Source organism: Oscillochloris sp. ZM17-4 (genome assembly GCF_019599295.1).
Lineage (GTDB): Bacteria > Chloroflexota > Chloroflexia > Chloroflexales > Chloroflexaceae > Oscillochloris.
The window spans coordinates 17,795-31,475 of the sequence record NZ_JAIEWN010000016.1; the positions used below are offsets into that span (position 1 = coordinate 17,795).

General features: G+C 68.4%; 21 protein-coding genes. All 21 read left to right on the forward strand.

Going from position 1 to position 13,681, the window contains the following annotated elements; genetic code table 11:
- The first annotated feature begins 24 nt into the window (after positions 1 to 24).
- Positions 25 to 261, forward strand: a complete 237-nt coding sequence (locus K2Z83_RS13475) for a hypothetical protein (RefSeq protein ID WP_220595709.1) — start codon at positions 25 to 27, stop codon at positions 259 to 261.
- Entirely contained in the window at positions 258 to 521 is a 264-nt protein-coding gene (locus K2Z83_RS13480) for a hypothetical protein (RefSeq protein ID WP_220595710.1), read from the forward strand. Before K2Z83_RS13475 ends, K2Z83_RS13480 begins: the two co-directional genes overlap by 4 nt.
- Positions 522 to 1,997, forward strand: a complete 1,476-nt coding sequence (locus tag K2Z83_RS13485) for a phage portal protein (protein WP_220595711.1) — start codon at positions 522 to 524, stop codon at positions 1,995 to 1,997. It abuts the gene before it with no gap.
- A complete protein-coding gene (locus K2Z83_RS13490; RefSeq protein WP_220595712.1) occupies positions 1,997 to 2,818 on the forward strand; it encodes a hypothetical protein in 822 nt (273 codons plus the stop codon). Before K2Z83_RS13485 ends, K2Z83_RS13490 begins: the two co-directional genes overlap by 1 nt.
- Before the next feature lie 180 nt (positions 2,819 to 2,998).
- Entirely contained in the window at positions 2,999 to 3,238 is a 240-nt protein-coding gene (locus K2Z83_RS13495; RefSeq protein ID WP_220595713.1) for a hypothetical protein, read from the forward strand.
- Positions 3,235 to 3,498, forward strand: a complete 264-nt coding sequence (locus tag K2Z83_RS13500) for a hypothetical protein (RefSeq protein ID WP_220595714.1) — start codon at positions 3,235 to 3,237, stop codon at positions 3,496 to 3,498. The genes K2Z83_RS13495 and K2Z83_RS13500 overlap by 4 nt, the downstream gene beginning before the upstream one ends.
- Before the next feature lie 116 nt (positions 3,499 to 3,614).
- Entirely contained in the window at positions 3,615 to 4,553 is a 939-nt protein-coding gene (locus K2Z83_RS13505) for a hypothetical protein (protein WP_220595715.1), read from the forward strand.
- Between the two features lie 245 nt (positions 4,554 to 4,798).
- Positions 4,799 to 5,755: a phage major capsid protein gene (locus K2Z83_RS13510; RefSeq protein WP_220595716.1), complete on the forward strand. Its 957-nt coding sequence runs from the start codon at positions 4,799 to 4,801 to the stop codon at positions 5,753 to 5,755.
- Positions 5,756 to 5,845: 90 nt separating this feature from the next.
- Positions 5,846 to 6,427 (forward strand): hypothetical protein, encoded by a 582-nt coding sequence (locus K2Z83_RS13515; protein WP_220595717.1) that lies wholly within the window; start codon positions 5,846 to 5,848, stop codon positions 6,425 to 6,427.
- Positions 6,428 to 6,429: 2 nt separating this feature from the next.
- Positions 6,430 to 6,933 carry a hypothetical protein gene (locus K2Z83_RS13520; protein ID WP_220595718.1) on the forward strand — a complete coding sequence of 168 codons (504 nt, stop codon included), beginning with the start codon at positions 6,430 to 6,432 and terminating at the stop codon, positions 6,931 to 6,933.
- Positions 6,930 to 7,724, forward strand: coding sequence for a peptidoglycan recognition family protein (locus tag K2Z83_RS13525; RefSeq protein WP_220595719.1), 795 nt, complete (start codon positions 6,930 to 6,932; stop codon positions 7,722 to 7,724). Before K2Z83_RS13520 ends, K2Z83_RS13525 begins: the two co-directional genes overlap by 4 nt.
- 11 nt (positions 7,725 to 7,735) lie before the next feature.
- Entirely contained in the window at positions 7,736 to 8,065 is a 330-nt protein-coding gene (locus tag K2Z83_RS13530) for a hypothetical protein (protein ID WP_220595720.1), read from the forward strand.
- A 62-nt stretch (positions 8,066 to 8,127) separates the two neighbouring features.
- Entirely contained in the window at positions 8,128 to 8,478 is a 351-nt protein-coding gene (locus K2Z83_RS13535; RefSeq protein ID WP_220595721.1) for a hypothetical protein, read from the forward strand.
- A gap of 1 nt (position 8,479) precedes the next feature.
- A complete protein-coding gene (locus tag K2Z83_RS13540; RefSeq protein WP_220595722.1) occupies positions 8,480 to 8,881 on the forward strand; it encodes a hypothetical protein in 402 nt (133 codons plus the stop codon).
- A gap of 70 nt (positions 8,882 to 8,951) precedes the next feature.
- Positions 8,952 to 9,269: a hypothetical protein gene (locus K2Z83_RS13545; protein ID WP_220595723.1), complete on the forward strand. Its 318-nt coding sequence runs from the start codon at positions 8,952 to 8,954 to the stop codon at positions 9,267 to 9,269.
- On the forward strand, positions 9,266 to 9,676 hold the full coding sequence (locus tag K2Z83_RS13550; protein WP_220595724.1) for a hypothetical protein: 411 nt from the start codon (positions 9,266 to 9,268) through the stop codon (positions 9,674 to 9,676). Before K2Z83_RS13545 ends, K2Z83_RS13550 begins: the two co-directional genes overlap by 4 nt.
- Positions 9,677 to 9,690: 14 nt before the next feature.
- Complete coding sequence (locus tag K2Z83_RS13555) at positions 9,691 to 10,299, forward strand: hypothetical protein (protein ID WP_220595725.1); 609 nt, start codon at positions 9,691 to 9,693, stop codon at positions 10,297 to 10,299.
- An 85-nt stretch (positions 10,300 to 10,384) separates the two neighbouring features.
- Complete coding sequence (locus tag K2Z83_RS13560; RefSeq protein ID WP_220595726.1) at positions 10,385 to 10,801, forward strand: hypothetical protein; 417 nt, start codon at positions 10,385 to 10,387, stop codon at positions 10,799 to 10,801.
- A 35-nt stretch (positions 10,802 to 10,836) separates the two neighbouring features.
- A complete protein-coding gene (locus tag K2Z83_RS13565; RefSeq protein WP_220595727.1) occupies positions 10,837 to 11,028 on the forward strand; it encodes a hypothetical protein in 192 nt (63 codons plus the stop codon).
- Positions 11,029 to 11,037: 9 nt separating this feature from the next.
- Positions 11,038 to 12,549, forward strand: a complete 1,512-nt coding sequence (locus tag K2Z83_RS13570) for a hypothetical protein (protein WP_220595728.1) — start codon at positions 11,038 to 11,040, stop codon at positions 12,547 to 12,549.
- 26 nt (positions 12,550 to 12,575) lie between these two features.
- A partial coding sequence (locus tag K2Z83_RS13575; RefSeq protein ID WP_220595729.1) for a hypothetical protein occupies positions 12,576 to 13,681 on the forward strand: 1,106 nt, incomplete at its 3' end.

Here is a 13,681-nt window from a genome sequence, read left to right on the forward strand (position 1 = left end):
CCGCTTTTTGTTTCTCGGAGCCACATGATCGCCTTCAACCTCGTCATCAGCACTGAGCTGCCACACGCGCTAGCGGACACATTCGGCGATAAGCTCGGCGATATCTATGTGCCGCTCACGCGGGCCTACGCACGACAGCTCGTTCCCGACGCGCAGCTTGCACAAGCGCGTATGGAATCGATCGAGCGTGCGGCCCAGGCCGACGGCCACCAGCGATTCACGATGACCTGGCTGGTCGAGATGCAGGAGCCAGACCAATGAGCGACGCAGCCACTTTCTACACGGTGATCACCACGATCAATCAGGCCCAGATCCGCCAGCCCGACTTCAACGCGATGGCGCGGGTGCGCCAGGACGGCATGGCCGAGGCGGCGCGGCGCTGCCCCGGCGCCTCGGCGCAGCTGATCAGCGTCACGATGAGCGACAGCCTGGCCCCGGCCTGGGGCGGGCTGACCGTGCTCTCGCGCTGGCGGCTGGCAGCCGCGCTATCGCCGCTGGCGGCCGACGAGGGGGTGGCCTAAATGGACGCCGACCTGGAGAAGGCCTACAACGCGCTGCGAGCCAAGAAGCGCGACCTCGACCGCTACTTCAGCTACTACGACGGCGAGGAGCAGACGCCGGTGGTGAGCGAGCGGCTGCGCGAGGTCTACCAGAACATCGACTTCAGCATCAATGAGAACTGGGCCGCAGTGGTGATCGACAGCATGGCCGACCGAATCAACCTGGAGGGCGTGAAGGGCCCGAACCAGGAAGTCCAGGACGCCATCGACGAGGCGCTGCAGCTCACCGACCTGCTGATCGAGGCCGACGACGCCCACGAGGCGGCGCTGATCGCCGGCGAGGCCTATCTGTTGGCCTGGAAGGAGGACGACGGCGACGTGGAGTGCTACTACCACGACCCGCGCATGTGCCACGTCTTCTACGACGAGGCCAGCCCGAACCGGGCCACCTTCGCGGCCAAGTGGTGGGAGGACGATACGCGGTGCCACATCAAGCTGTTCCACGCCGACCGCATCGTCCACTACGCGGCCAACCGCACCGCCTCGGGCGAGTTCGCCGACAGCGATGTCTTCACCAAGATCGACGAGGCCGAGCACGACTACGGGGTGGTGCCGGTCTTTCACCTGCGGCCGCGCCGGCGCAAGGCGATCTCCGAACTGCGCAGCGTGATCCCGATCCAGGACGGCATCAACCTGATGCTGACGAATATGTTTGTCACCGGCGAGTTCTCGGCCGCCCCGATGAAGTATGTCATCTCCAACGCCGAGGGCCTGGAGGATCTGGTGAGCGCCCCGAACCGGATCTGGACGATTCCTTCGGCTGGCGGGCTCGACGGCGGCTCGTCGCCGCAGGTCGGGCAGTTCGGCGCGGCCGACTTGGGCAACTATCTCAAGGCGGTGGAGCACTCGATCAACGCCCTGAGCTCGATCACCCGGACGCCCAAGCACTACTTCGACCTGGGCCAGAACGCGCCGAGCGGCGAGGCGCTGAAGGTGATGGAGGCCCCGCTGGTCAAGAAGTGCCGCGAGCGCATCGCGCGCTTCGAGCCGACCTGGCGGCGGCTGATCGTCTTCCTGTGTAAGCTGCAGGGCGTGGAGGTCGCCGAGCGGGACATTACGATCCAGTGGTCGAGCTCCGAGACTGTGCAGCCGGCCCAGGAGGCCGCGACTGAGAAGGCTCGGGCCGACGCGGTGGCCGCCAAGAAGGAGATCGGGATCAGTGTGCGCCAGGCGCTGCGCGAGCTGGGATACACCGACGAGCAGATTGACCAGATGGGCGACGAGCGAGCCGACGAGCCCGCGCCCGACGGGGCGACCGGCAACGCGCTGATGCAGGCGCTTAGCAAGGGCGCGCCGAGCGCGCCGGCCAAGAAACTCGCGAAGCCCTCGCCGGCCACACCCGGTCGGCTCCCGTCGTCGGCTGGTGACACCGGTGGCGCGAATGGCGCAAGTGGCGCAAGCGAGCCGGCCGAGGCTCACGCCGAGGAGGTGGTCTGATGGAGCAGCGTATCGCCGAGCACCGGAAGGCCCTGGCCCAGCGCGAGGACGCGGCGGCCCTGGCCCTGGCCCAGGAGTTCGCCACGATCGCCGATACGGTCGAGGCCGAGCTGGCGAAGCTGACGGCGGCGATCTCCACCGCCAGCGACGCGGCGACCCCGACTTGGCTCTATCGCCAGGCGCTCTACAAGAAGCTGATGCTCGGGGCGCGGGCGGCCTACCTGGAGTATGGGCGGCAGGCGGCCCGGACGATTGAGGGCGGCTACGCGGCGGCCCTCGACTATGGGCTGCGCGACGCCGGCGAGCTACTGACCCTGGCCGGCCTGGATCCGAAGCCGCTGGGCAAGCGGGCGAAGGACGGGCTGCTGGTGGGGATGCGCCGGCGGCTCCGCAAGCTGGCCCTGCCCACCTCGCTGGTGCAGCTGGCGACGAAGGCGATCAGCGGCGGGCTGATCAAGGCGGTAAAAGCCCGCGCGGCCGACAGCCCGATCGAGCCGGCCGGGCTGGTGAAGAAGATCCGCGAGGGCCTGGGCTCCATCCTGGTCAACGTGATGCGGGCGCAGCGCACCGAGAGCACGACGGCCTACCGCAGCGTGGTCGGTGCGCAGCTCGCCGCCACTGCGCAGGTGGTGGGCTGGCAGTGGGCAGCCGAGCTGGACAAGCGCCCGGCACCCTGCGCGGTCTGCGTGGCAATGCACGGCCAGGTGTTCGCGGCCGACGCGCCCTTCGGCGCGCACCCGGGCTGTAGATGCCTGGCTATCCCGGTGATTGAGGGGGTAGGCCCGGCCATCCCAGCTCGCCGGCGATGTGTGGCTGGCTAGGCAGGACACGGCCCGCCAGGTGGCGGTGCTGGGCAAGGCCAAGCAGAAGTTCTACATCAGCGGCCAACTCCAGCTCGCCCAGCTCGTCGAGGTCGCCGAGCACCCAATATACGGAGTAAGTCGCCACGAGCGGTCGTTGAAGGCACTTGGATTAGACTATCGCGCAGCAGGAGCGAACGCGTGACGACCGAAGCGGTAGCGCCGGCGCGGCGTATGGTGTTGGTGACCACGATGGCCGCCGAGCTGGTGGACAGCGAGAGAGAGTGTTTTCACCTGGAGGCGGCGCTGGCGGCGGAGGCGAAGGCCGCAGCCTGGATCCGCTACGGTATGGACGCCCGGCCGGTGCTGCGGCGCATGCGCGTGGTGATGGCGTGGGTATCGAATATCGTCCACTTTGAGAGCGTGTGGGACATTGTATGAGCGCCGTATTTCTCGCCGACGAGACGACCCAGACCGCCGCGCGGCTGCGTCTGGCGATGGACATCCCGATGGATGTGGTGACCGACAACGACTTCGATCTGGAGTCAATGCTCCGGGTCGAGGCGGCGATCTCCGCCGAGCTCTATCTGGGCCGGCTGGCACTCTCGTGTACCTTCCACAGCTTCGACGCTTACGAGGTGGCCGGCGACGACGGTCGCATGCTCCACCTGGTGACCGTCTGGGATCTCGTTCGCCCATAGTTGCGACCTGTTACGGCAGCATGTTATAGTCACCTTCAGCAGCAGCGACCAACGCGCGCATCACCCCGTCGGGGGCGGTGCGCTTTTTTGTTCCCGTTTTCTGAGGAGCTGAACCCATGCCCGAACTGAGCCCCACCGCCGACGACGAGCTGGTGCATCCCAAGGCCGAAGCCGAGCAGCCAGTCGCGGCCGAGCCCGAGGCCGAGGTCGAGCAGCTTGCTGACGAGCCCGAGGCGGAGGCCGAGCCCGAGGCCGAACAGCGGACCGCGCCGGCCGCGCAGGCCGTGCCGAACGCGGTGGCCGATGCGCTGCGCCAGGCCCGCACCAAAGAGGTCGCCTCGCGCGCCCAGCCGGCCAGCCGCATCGCCGAACCAATGGTCGAGCAGCCCGAGCCAGCCCCGAAGGCCGCGCTGCCTGCCAAGCAGGCCCCGAAGGCTGCTCCTGCCAAGCCCGCGCCCGCGCCCGTCGCGGTCGAGCCGGAGGCCGAGCAGCCCGCGCCGGAGCCCGAGGTCGAGGTCAAGATCGAACAGCCGGCTGCCCAAAGCGCAGCGCCCAAGAGCTTCGACGAGCTGATGTCGGGCCTGGACACCAACGGCCGCGACCTGGTCGAGCGGCACATCGCCGGCCTGAAGGCGGCGCTGAGCCAAGAGCGCGACGCCGGCAAGCGCATGGAGAAGCAGTTGCGCACCACCACGGCCACGGCCGAGGAGGTGGCCCCGCTCCGCTCCCAGCTCGTGCAGGCCCAGGCCGACGCCCAGGTGGCGAGGGCCCGCGCCGACTTCTACGAGCGCGCCGTCGCCGAGGGCGTGAAGCGGGGCAACGCCCGCCTGGCATTCCTCGCGGCCACCGATGGCGGCCACATCGACGCCGACGGCGCGGTGAACTGGCCCGCCCTGCGTGAGACATTTTCCGACCTGTTTGAGCCGGCCACCCCGGTCGCACCCACCCGGCCAACGCCACGCGCGTCCGTAGGCGCCGGGCTTACCCAACCAGCCACCGGGGGAGCGAGAGGTCTCAATCAGATCCTCCGGGAAGCGGCGGGGCGCCGTTCCTAGAGGGGTTCATTCGCCCCACAGGGAGCGCCGGCGCGGTCCAGACCCCGACCGTCTGCCGCGCCGGAGCCCCGACGAACTGGCCCTGGTCCGACGCCAAGCGACCTGCCCTCTGGCCAACGCGGCGAGATGCCGCAGCGGCCGCCCCCGACCTGGCCCGCATAACCTGCTAAGGCGAGATGCCTTCGCACGCACCGGCGAGATGCCACACGCCCGTTTCTCACTGATTGCGAAGGAGTGTTCTCATCATGGCTTACGACAGCCAGATCGACCGCAACGACGCCTCCGCGTTGATGCCCGAGGATGTCGCCCGCGACATTCTCCAGGGCGTCGCCAAAAGCTCGTTCATCCTCAGCCTCGCCACCCGCCTGCCCGATATGCCTCGCAAGACACGGCGCATGCCCGTCCTCTCCGTCCTGCCGACGGCATACTTCGTCAATGGCGACACCGGCCTCAAGCAGACCACCGAGATGAGCTGGGCCAACAAGTACATCACCGCCGAGGAGATCGCGGTGATCGTGCCGGTGCCCAACATCGTCCTCGACGACACCAGCTACGACATCTGGGGCGAGGTGCGCCCGCACATCGAGACGGCGTTTGGCCAGCTCCTCGACCGCACCGTGCTCTACGGTGGCATGGGAGGCTACAGCAAGCCCTCGGCCGACTGGCCCGACGGCATCGTCACCCAGGCGGTGGCCGGCGGCCTGACGGCCAGCCTGGCCGCGCAGGGCGACCTGTACGACGCCGTGCTCGGCGAGACCGGCACCTTCCACTTCATCGAGGAGGGCGGCTTCACGGTCAACGGCAACGTGGCCAGCCCCACGATGAAGGCCAAGCTGCGCGGCGCCCGCGACGCCGATGGCCAGCCGATCTTCTCGCGCGGCGCCAACGGCCAGTACGACCTCGACGGCTCGCCGATCCTGTTCCCCGAGAACGGCGCGGTGGACGCCAGCGAGAGCCTGCTCGTCAGCGGTGACTTCCGCCAGCTGGTCTACGCGGTGCGGCAGGACATCACCTACACCATCGCCACCAGCGGCGTGATCACCGACAACAACAACAACATCGTCTACAACCTGTTCCAGCAGGACATGACGGCGATGAAGGTCGTGATGCGCCTCGGCTGGCAGCTCCCCAACCCCCCGAGCTGGCTGAAGCCGACCTACGGCGACGCCACCCGCTTCCCGTTCGCCGCGCTGCGGCCGTAGTCGGGACGGATCTTCGCGCTTACCCAGTGACGCGCACCGCCTCACCTGACGGGGCGGTGCGCTTTGCAGCTTAGAGGGAGTTCCCAGCAAATGAGCAGCTATCCTGTCCGCTCCGACCACCGCTACCTGCGCGGCACCGCCGGCGGCCGCGTGCGCCTGGGCCAGATCGCCTGGTACGAGGCGACCCCGGCCGCGGTCGCGGCCAACGCCGTGCTGGCCGCGACGACTCTGGACGCCGCAGACCCGATCACCATCGACGCCACCAGCCTGACCCAGCCCGACGTGGCCCGCACCATCTCGGTGAAGGGCAACGCGGCCAGCGTCGCCGGCGACGTGATGATCGTGGGTGCCGACGCCAACAACCGGCCCCTGACCGCCACCCTGACCCTGGCCGGCACCGCTACAGTGAGCTCGCTGGTCGCCTTCTCGCGCATCTTCCGCATCACGCTGCCGGTGCGCGCCGCCAGCGGCAACACGGTGAGCGTGGGCGTAGGCGCGGCCATCGGCCTGGTCCACGCGCTCGACGCTGACGTGCGGCTGCAGACGGCCTTCGACGGGGCGGCCGACGCCGGCACCCTGGCCATTGATGCCAGTGACGTGAGCAAGAACCTATTCACGGCGGCCGGCACGTTCGACGGCGCGAAGGTTCTCCGCATTCTCTACGTGGTGTAGCGATGACGATCGATGCCGCCTTCGTTCGCGCCCTGCGCGCCGCCGACCTGGAGCGGGGCTCAAACCTGCCCTACGACGACGAGGCGCAGGCCGCCGAGCTGACCCGGCTCGTCGCGCGGCTGCGCCGCATGACCGCTGAGACCGCGTCCACATCGGAGTACACCGATGAGGATCTGGCCACCGCCATCAACGAGGACCGCGTGACCGACACGACCACCCGGCTTTCGGCCACGGGCGCAGTAGACACGCGCTACACACCATTGCCGGTCACCTACGACCTCAATGCGACGGCGGCCAGGATCTGGGACGAGAAGATCAGCGCGCTGGTCGGAGCGGGCACCTACGACTACAGCGCGGACGGGCAGAGCTACAGCCTCAGCCAGGTGGTGCAGCAGTACCACCAGCGGCGGGCCTATTACGCCTCGCGGCGTCGGGTCAAGAGCGCGCGCATGGTCGCCAAGAAGGCGGCATCGACCGAGATCGAACCACTGAACGGACGACTATGAGCACTCCGATCTTCAACGAGCGGCTCAAGGCGAACCTGCCTGTAGCCCCGGAGATTCGCGACATCCGCGAGCTGATCCCGCGCGCCGACTGGTCGATTGGCCGGCGCGATGGGGCACCGCGCTATATCACCCTGCACTACAACGGCCCGACCGTGATGAACCGCACGCCGAAGGGCGAGGTCAACCAGCTTATCGGCGACGCCAAGTGGCAGATGCGCCCGGGTGGCCTGGGGGCCAAGAACGGCGGCGACGGCCTACAGTACCACTACGTGGTGCTGTCCGACGGCACGATCCATCAGACCCGCGACGAGGGCGATGTGCTCTGGCACTGTGGCAACAGCGTAGGCAACCAGTGGAGCCTGAGCGTGCACCTGCCGCTGGGCGGCCAGCAGGACGCGACCGAGCCGCAGTGGGAGGCCACGCTGCGCCTGTTTGGGTGGCTGGCCAGCAAGCACCTCATCCCGGTGCAACGTGTCCTGGGCCACAAGGAGTGGAAGTCGACCGCGTGCCCCGGCCCGTTCCTGTTCCCGCGCCTACTGCGCTGGCGCGACGCGGCGCCGGCGACAGTGATCGCCGCGACCTTCGCGGCCCAGCACGACGTGGGGATCTACGAGGGGCCGGGGATGACCTTCCCGATCGCGCTCGGTTCCAGCGCCGTGATGAAGAAGGGCGATGAGTTCCAGGCCGACGCGGTGCTCGTAGGCCAGCGCTACAACAGCGACGTTCGCTGGTTCCACCGGGCCGACGGCGTGGGATTCGTTCCCTGGACCACCGTCCGCCAGGTCGGCTAAGGAGGACCACGATGGCAGGACACAACGGGGGCTTCAACCCCTACCGAGACGTCAACGGCGAGTTCTGCGCCCCGGCCCAGGCCGGCAAGCCCGGGCGCTCGCGCAAGGGCGGCTCAGGCGGCGGCCGCGGCAAGTCGAGACCGCCAGCGGTGAACATCACCAAGGGCGTCTACAGCTCGCCCTTCGCCGCACGGAACAACCCGCGCCGCATCGACAAGGCATTGTACGAGGGCCGCACTGGGCAGCCCGCGCCAGAGATCGGCTATCGCCAGAAGGGCACCGACCGCTTCGGCACCTCGACGGCGATGAAGGACATGTACACGTCGTGGTCGCCTCGCTAGGGCACGACACCGACGGCAGGGCATTGTGCCCTGCCGCCGCATCACAACCACAGGAGACTCCAATGGAAGGCCTCAGCCCGAGCATCGTCACCGCCGCGCTCGCCGCGGCCACCATCGCCAAGATCCTCGTCGACCTGGTGCGGATGACCAACAAGCTGCCCGCATGGAGCTCGCCCATCCTCGCCGTGGTCTTCGGAGTTGCCGCCGCCTTCCTGCTCCAGCTGGCCGCCGGCACCGAATTCACCTCGTCGCTGGCCGCCCAGTCGGTGCTGGCTGGCATCGTGGCGGCCTCGACCGCCATCGGCTCCACCGAGTTGCAGAAGCGCGAGAAGACCGACCTCACTGAGCTGGCCCAGTACGCCGGCACGCTCATGACGACCGACGACCTGGTCGTTGGCGACCACGAGGCCTGAGATGCCCAGACGCCTCCCCACCTCCAGCGAGATGCGCCGCTTCGAGGCCGACGCGGTGGACACCATGCGCGACCGGTGCGCCGTACTGCGCTACACCGACGACGCCCAGGATGCGCGCGGCATGCCCACCTGGACGTATGTGCCGGGCGAGGTGGTGCCGTGCGGCTACAGTCTGCGCACCCGCCGCGAGGTGCTGGGAGGTGCCCAGGTGCCCGTCGAGGTGTCGTCGCTGCGGCTGCCCCTGAGCGAGGCGGTGACGACCCTCGACCGCATCAAGCTGACCACGCGGGCTGGCCGAGAGCTCGCCAGCCCGATCATCTATGAGATCACCGACCTGCGCCCAGGGGTCGCCCAGTGGATGCTTGACATCAAGCAGGCGGCGGACCCGCAGCGGGGGCTCTGAGATGCCACGCAATGACACCGTGGAGATCCGCCTGAAAACGCGGGCCACTCGGGCCCAGGTTGAGGCCGCGATGCAGCGCATCCTTGCGCGCCTGGCCGCCGAGACGGGCCAGGGCGCTGAGGCCCACGCCTCACGCCGCACCGGGTTCATGGCCTCCACCGTGGGCAGCACGCCGCCGAACACGCCGGGCCATGCCGGCTTCCGTGAGAAGACCGTTGACGGCGACCGCGAAGCCGTGGCCCAGCCCGCCGCCGGCCCCTATGAGGCCTACGCCTTTGTGGCCGCCGCCTACGCGCTGTTCGTGGAGCTGAAGCAGCCCTTTCTCCTGCCAGCCGCCCAGGCCGCGCTGGCGAACATTGACCGCATCCTGGCCGAGGAGGGCGTATGACCGACCCTGACGCCCTGCTCCGCATACTGCTCCTGCGCGATACGAACCTCGTCGCGCTGGCCGGGGCGCGCATCTATATCGCCACTGACCCGCCGGCGGGCTACGAGCCAAACCTCAACGCCGCCAAGCCGACGACGACCGGCCCGGCGGTGCTCATGACCAATCGGGGCGGGCCGCCCAACGTCACCAGCATGCTGCTGAACCTGACCTACCAGGGCCGCTGCTACGCAGCCACCGAGCCCGTCGCCCGCGACCTCGACGGGCGGCTATTTACCGCCCTGCACGACAAGCGATACGGGCGCATCAGGGTCGCCCGCTGCAACGTGACCGGGCAGCACACGCAGAGCCCGGAGACCGGGTGGCACTTCTCCCTCTCGACCTGGCAACTCACCGTCGTTATCGCCTAAAGGAGCGCATCGCGATGCCTCAAGTTCCGTCCGACATCATCGTCACTGGCGCGAGGGTGTTCCTGGCCCCGGTTCAGACCCCGGCCATCGACCTGCCCGCGCCCGAGCTCGCCGTGGACGAGGCCTGGCCCGTCGGCTGGATCGACATCGGCTTCACGCTGGAGCCGACCAAAGTCACCTACAAGTTCGACATCCTCGAGATCTTCGTCGAGCAGAGCTACTCCCCGGTGCGCCGCCGCCGCACCAAGGAGGAGGCGATGCTGGAGACCGTCATCGCCGAGCACTCGGCCGGCAACCTGGCCATCGCCCTCGCTGGCATCGCCGCGACGACGGCGGCCACCAGCACGGTGCCCGGCTACGAGGAGTTCTCGGTCGGTGGCGACCCCAACCTGCCGCTCTACATGGTCGGCATCGAGGGCAGCTACAACGACGAGAGCGAGAACTTCTTCCCGATCCGCCTGTTCCTCTGGTTCGCCACGGTCGCCGACGGCGGCACGCTGGAGTACGCCAAGGATAAGCCCGCCGGCATCCCACTGAAGCTCAACGCCCTGGCCGATACGACCAAGCCGCGCAAGTATCAGCTGATGAAGGTGCAGCGCATCATCGACCCGGCCACGGCGTAGCCCGAGCACGCAGCGCCCCGCCAGCGCCGAGGCGCTGCGCCCATTGCTTTTTGCATTTCACCCACATTTCTGACGAGGTAGCCCGATGCGAACCATCACCGTCACCCTGGCCGAGAAGCAGTTCGAGATCCCGGTCGCCCCGATCAAGCGCGCCCGTGAGTGGCGCAAGCAGCTCAAGCAGCCGCTCGGCGACCTGCTGGGAATGATCTCCACCGACATCAGCGTCGAGCTGGATAAGGTCGAGGATCTGATCGCCCTGGCCAACCGGTTCATCCCGATCCTGCTCGACGCGCCGGATACCATCCTGGGCCTCATCCTGGCCTACGCGCCGGCGCTGAAGGCCCAGCAGGACTTCCTGGAGGAGAACGCCTACGACGACGAGCTGGTCAGCGCGTTCCTCGCCATCCTGAAGGCGGCCTTCCCTTTGGACCGCTTGACCTCACTGCTTGGCCCGGCGAGCCCGGCGACTACGAAGAGCTCGCCCGCGCCGAGTGGGGCCTGACCGACGACGACGACCTGGACGAGCTGGAGTCCGCCATGCTCGCCCGGGCCTACGTCCGCCGCAAGCGGTTTGAGGCCCGCCTGATCGCCGAGGAGGTGGCCGCCCTCTTCCGCGAGCGCCAGCCCGACGCGGCCAACCCGTCCCGCCCCTCGCCGACGACGCCACGGCCGTCAGAGGCACCCGTCCCGCCCAGCGCGTTGCTGCGCACGATGGGGATTACGTTCTGAGGTGCCGTCATGTCGTTAACCCTGGGCGATATCCTGCTCCACTTCCGCGCCCAATACACGGAGGTGGACTCGGCGTTCACGCGGGTCGAGCGTCAGGCCGGCGACTTCGCCGACCGGATCAAGGGCCAGCTCGCCTCGCGCTTCACCGGCGACACCTCAGATTTCGAGGCGGCGGCGCAGCGGTCGGAGGGCATGATCGCCTCCTGGTCGGGGCGCGTAAAGGGCTTCATCCGCGACTCGCTGACCTTCCCGGTCGGCAACCTGATCAGCAATCTGGTCAGCAACGCGGTGAGCACCGTGAAGGGCTCCGTCATCGGGATGAACTCCAGTCTGGAGACCACCACGCTGCAGTTCGAGACCCTTATGAAGGACAGTGCCCGTGCCAAGCAGCTCGTGGCGGATCTCTTCATCTTCGCCAAAGACACGCCGTTCGAGACCCAGCCCATCATCCAGGCCTCGCGCAACCTCCAGGTGTTCGGCGGCAACGCCCTGAACACAATGGACAACCTGCGCATGGTCGGCGACGCGGCGGCCGCCGTGTCCGAGGACATCGGACGCGTCAGCTTCTGGTACGGCCGCATGAGCAACGCCATCAAGGGCGGCACGGCCTGGGGCGAGGCCGCGATGGTGCTCCAGGAGATGGGCATCCTCTCGGCCGATGTCCGCACCAAGATGGAGCAGATGAAGAAGGAGGGCGCGAGCGGCGAGGAGGTCTGGGCGGTGTTCGAGGCTCAGATGCAGAACTTCAACGGCGCGATGATCAAGCAGGCCGGCACCTGGGCGGGCCTGACCTCGACCATCTCCGACACCCTCGCGGTGACGGGCGCGATCGCCGGTAAGCCGCTATTCGACCTGGCGAAGTCCGGCCTGAAGGCTATCGCCGATGTGCTCGCCTCACAGGTGATTGAAGATGGAGCGAAGGCCACCGCTGCGGCCATGCAGTTTCTCATCGACAAAGCCACGCAGCTCGTCGCGCCCATCGGCCAGGTGGTAGCCATCCTCAAGACCGGCGACTTCTCGGGCGGGCTGTTCGGCCTCGCCGAGGATAGCCCAGTAGTGGCGGGCCTGCTGCGTGTGCATGACCTGATCGCGAAGATAGGCCCGACCTGGCAGGCGCTGGTCTTCGGCTTTACGACCGGCGGGCTGACCGGGGCCGCCCTTGAGGTGGTGACCGCCATCGGCGGCATCGAGGCCCGCTTCGGGCCGGTCGGGCAGGCGATCACGATGTTCGACCTGCGCGTCCGCCAGGCGCTCGGTCAGGTGCGACTGGCCTTCCGCAGCCTGATCCAGTTCATCGAGCCGATTGTGACCGGCTACGGCCAGCGGCTCCTGGGCCTGTTCACCAGCCTCGGCGCGGCGATCTCCGGCATGACCCCGCTCATCGGCGAGGGCGCGGCACCGTCTGCCGCAAGGTGGCCAGCGCGCCCTGGGGGCACCTCGCGGTCTGGGCCGGCACCGAGGGCGATGTCCAGGCCGCCGAGGATGCGCGGCCCTGGCGGTTTGAGGAGGGCCACGAGATAGACTGGTCAGGCATCCCTGCGGAGAAGATGCCGTGGGACCTCGCCAGCGTGACCGCGATGCAGTACGAGGAGGGCTACATCGTCGCGGCGGGCGATGTGTGCGACCTGGTGCGCGACGGGCTCTACGGCCAGCTCACCTATCTGGCGAACGCGGGCACCGTCATTGAGCTGTACCGGCTGGTGACGAGCGGGCCAGGGATGTTCACCGCGAGCTACATCACCGAGACGGTGTTTGGCGGGCCGCACAAGCTGATCAACCACGGCGGGGTCTTCCCGATCGACACCGCCGGCCAGGCATACCGCATCGGCTACGGGGCGGCGATGGACCCGGCCCGCCCGCCCGAGCTCATCGTGCTGCCCTCCCATCAGAGCGGCGCGGCCGACCAGCTCGCGCACTACCTGCCCATCACCGGCTGGGAGCTCAGGAGCCTGCCCGAGGCCAACGCGGCGTGGCTGGGCCTCGACATCAACCCGCGCAACAGCAACGAGTGGCTGATCTGGCACGAGCGGCGCATCTACTGGACGAGCAACGCCGGGCTGGCCTGGACGCAGATCTACACGCCGTCCTGGGACACCTTCAGTATGCGCTACCACCCCATCCTGGGGGCCTGCTTCACCGGGCACGGCTCAGCGTGGATCTACAGCCTGGGCAGCAGCGACGGATTTCGCAATCAGGGCTCATCGCTCATCGTGGGCGGGCGCGCGGATCTGCTGCGCGGGCGGGTGGCCGGCGCGGCCTTCTCGGAGTGGCCCATCACCACCACCGACCCGTACCAGCTCGTCACATCCCTGGCCCGCGGCTACGACGGCGAGGTCTGGGCCAGGGCAGCGGCTCCCAGCTTGGACATCGTCCATGTGGACTATGACCGGCAAGTCTGGATCGACCCGGGCGTGCTGGCCATCAATGAGGTGGGGCTAACGCCCTACGCGCCCGGCCCGCTGCGCGACCCGGCCACCGGTCGGGCGGCCCTGGCGACCTGGAGTGCCAACGTCGGCCTAACGGATAACTATCGCACGACGGTGCCGACGGGCGCGATCGCGGCCGGCGGCAGCGTGGTGATCTGCAACGTCGGCATCCTGACCGGCAACCGGGCCGGCATCGCCCAGATCCTCACTATCGACGCCGTGCCGAG

Excerpts from the sequence above, each read along its gene's own strand:
- K2Z83_RS13475 (WP_220595709.1), top strand. The coding sequence starts at position 25 with ATGATCGCCTTCAACCTCGTCATCAGCACTGAGCTGCCACACGCGCTA.
- K2Z83_RS13480 (WP_220595710.1), top strand. The coding sequence starts at position 258 with ATGAGCGACGCAGCCACTTTCTACACGGTGATCACCACGATCAATCAG.
- K2Z83_RS13485 (WP_220595711.1), top strand. The coding sequence starts at position 522 with ATGGACGCCGACCTGGAGAAGGCCTACAACGCGCTGCGAGCCAAGAAG.
- K2Z83_RS13490 (WP_220595712.1), top strand. The coding sequence starts at position 1,997 with ATGGAGCAGCGTATCGCCGAGCACCGGAAGGCCCTGGCCCAGCGCGAG.
- K2Z83_RS13500 (WP_220595714.1), top strand. The coding sequence starts at position 3,235 with ATGAGCGCCGTATTTCTCGCCGACGAGACGACCCAGACCGCCGCGCGG.
- K2Z83_RS13505 (WP_220595715.1), top strand. The coding sequence starts at position 3,615 with ATGCCCGAACTGAGCCCCACCGCCGACGACGAGCTGGTGCATCCCAAG.
- K2Z83_RS13510 (WP_220595716.1), top strand. The coding sequence starts at position 4,799 with ATGGCTTACGACAGCCAGATCGACCGCAACGACGCCTCCGCGTTGATG.
- K2Z83_RS13515 (WP_220595717.1), top strand. The coding sequence starts at position 5,846 with ATGAGCAGCTATCCTGTCCGCTCCGACCACCGCTACCTGCGCGGCACC.
- K2Z83_RS13520 (WP_220595718.1), top strand. The coding sequence starts at position 6,430 with ATGACGATCGATGCCGCCTTCGTTCGCGCCCTGCGCGCCGCCGACCTG.
- K2Z83_RS13525 (WP_220595719.1), top strand. The coding sequence starts at position 6,930 with ATGAGCACTCCGATCTTCAACGAGCGGCTCAAGGCGAACCTGCCTGTA.
- K2Z83_RS13530 (WP_220595720.1), top strand. The coding sequence starts at position 7,736 with ATGGCAGGACACAACGGGGGCTTCAACCCCTACCGAGACGTCAACGGC.
- K2Z83_RS13535 (WP_220595721.1), top strand. The coding sequence starts at position 8,128 with ATGGAAGGCCTCAGCCCGAGCATCGTCACCGCCGCGCTCGCCGCGGCC.
- K2Z83_RS13540 (WP_220595722.1), top strand. The coding sequence starts at position 8,480 with ATGCCCAGACGCCTCCCCACCTCCAGCGAGATGCGCCGCTTCGAGGCC.
- K2Z83_RS13545 (WP_220595723.1), top strand. The coding sequence starts at position 8,952 with ATGCAGCGCATCCTTGCGCGCCTGGCCGCCGAGACGGGCCAGGGCGCT.
- K2Z83_RS13550 (WP_220595724.1), top strand. The coding sequence starts at position 9,266 with ATGACCGACCCTGACGCCCTGCTCCGCATACTGCTCCTGCGCGATACG.
- K2Z83_RS13555 (WP_220595725.1), top strand. The coding sequence starts at position 9,691 with ATGCCTCAAGTTCCGTCCGACATCATCGTCACTGGCGCGAGGGTGTTC.
- K2Z83_RS13560 (WP_220595726.1), top strand. The coding sequence starts at position 10,385 with ATGCGAACCATCACCGTCACCCTGGCCGAGAAGCAGTTCGAGATCCCG.
- K2Z83_RS13565 (WP_220595727.1), top strand. The coding sequence starts at position 10,837 with ATGCTCGCCCGGGCCTACGTCCGCCGCAAGCGGTTTGAGGCCCGCCTG.
- K2Z83_RS13570 (WP_220595728.1), top strand. The coding sequence starts at position 11,038 with ATGTCGTTAACCCTGGGCGATATCCTGCTCCACTTCCGCGCCCAATAC.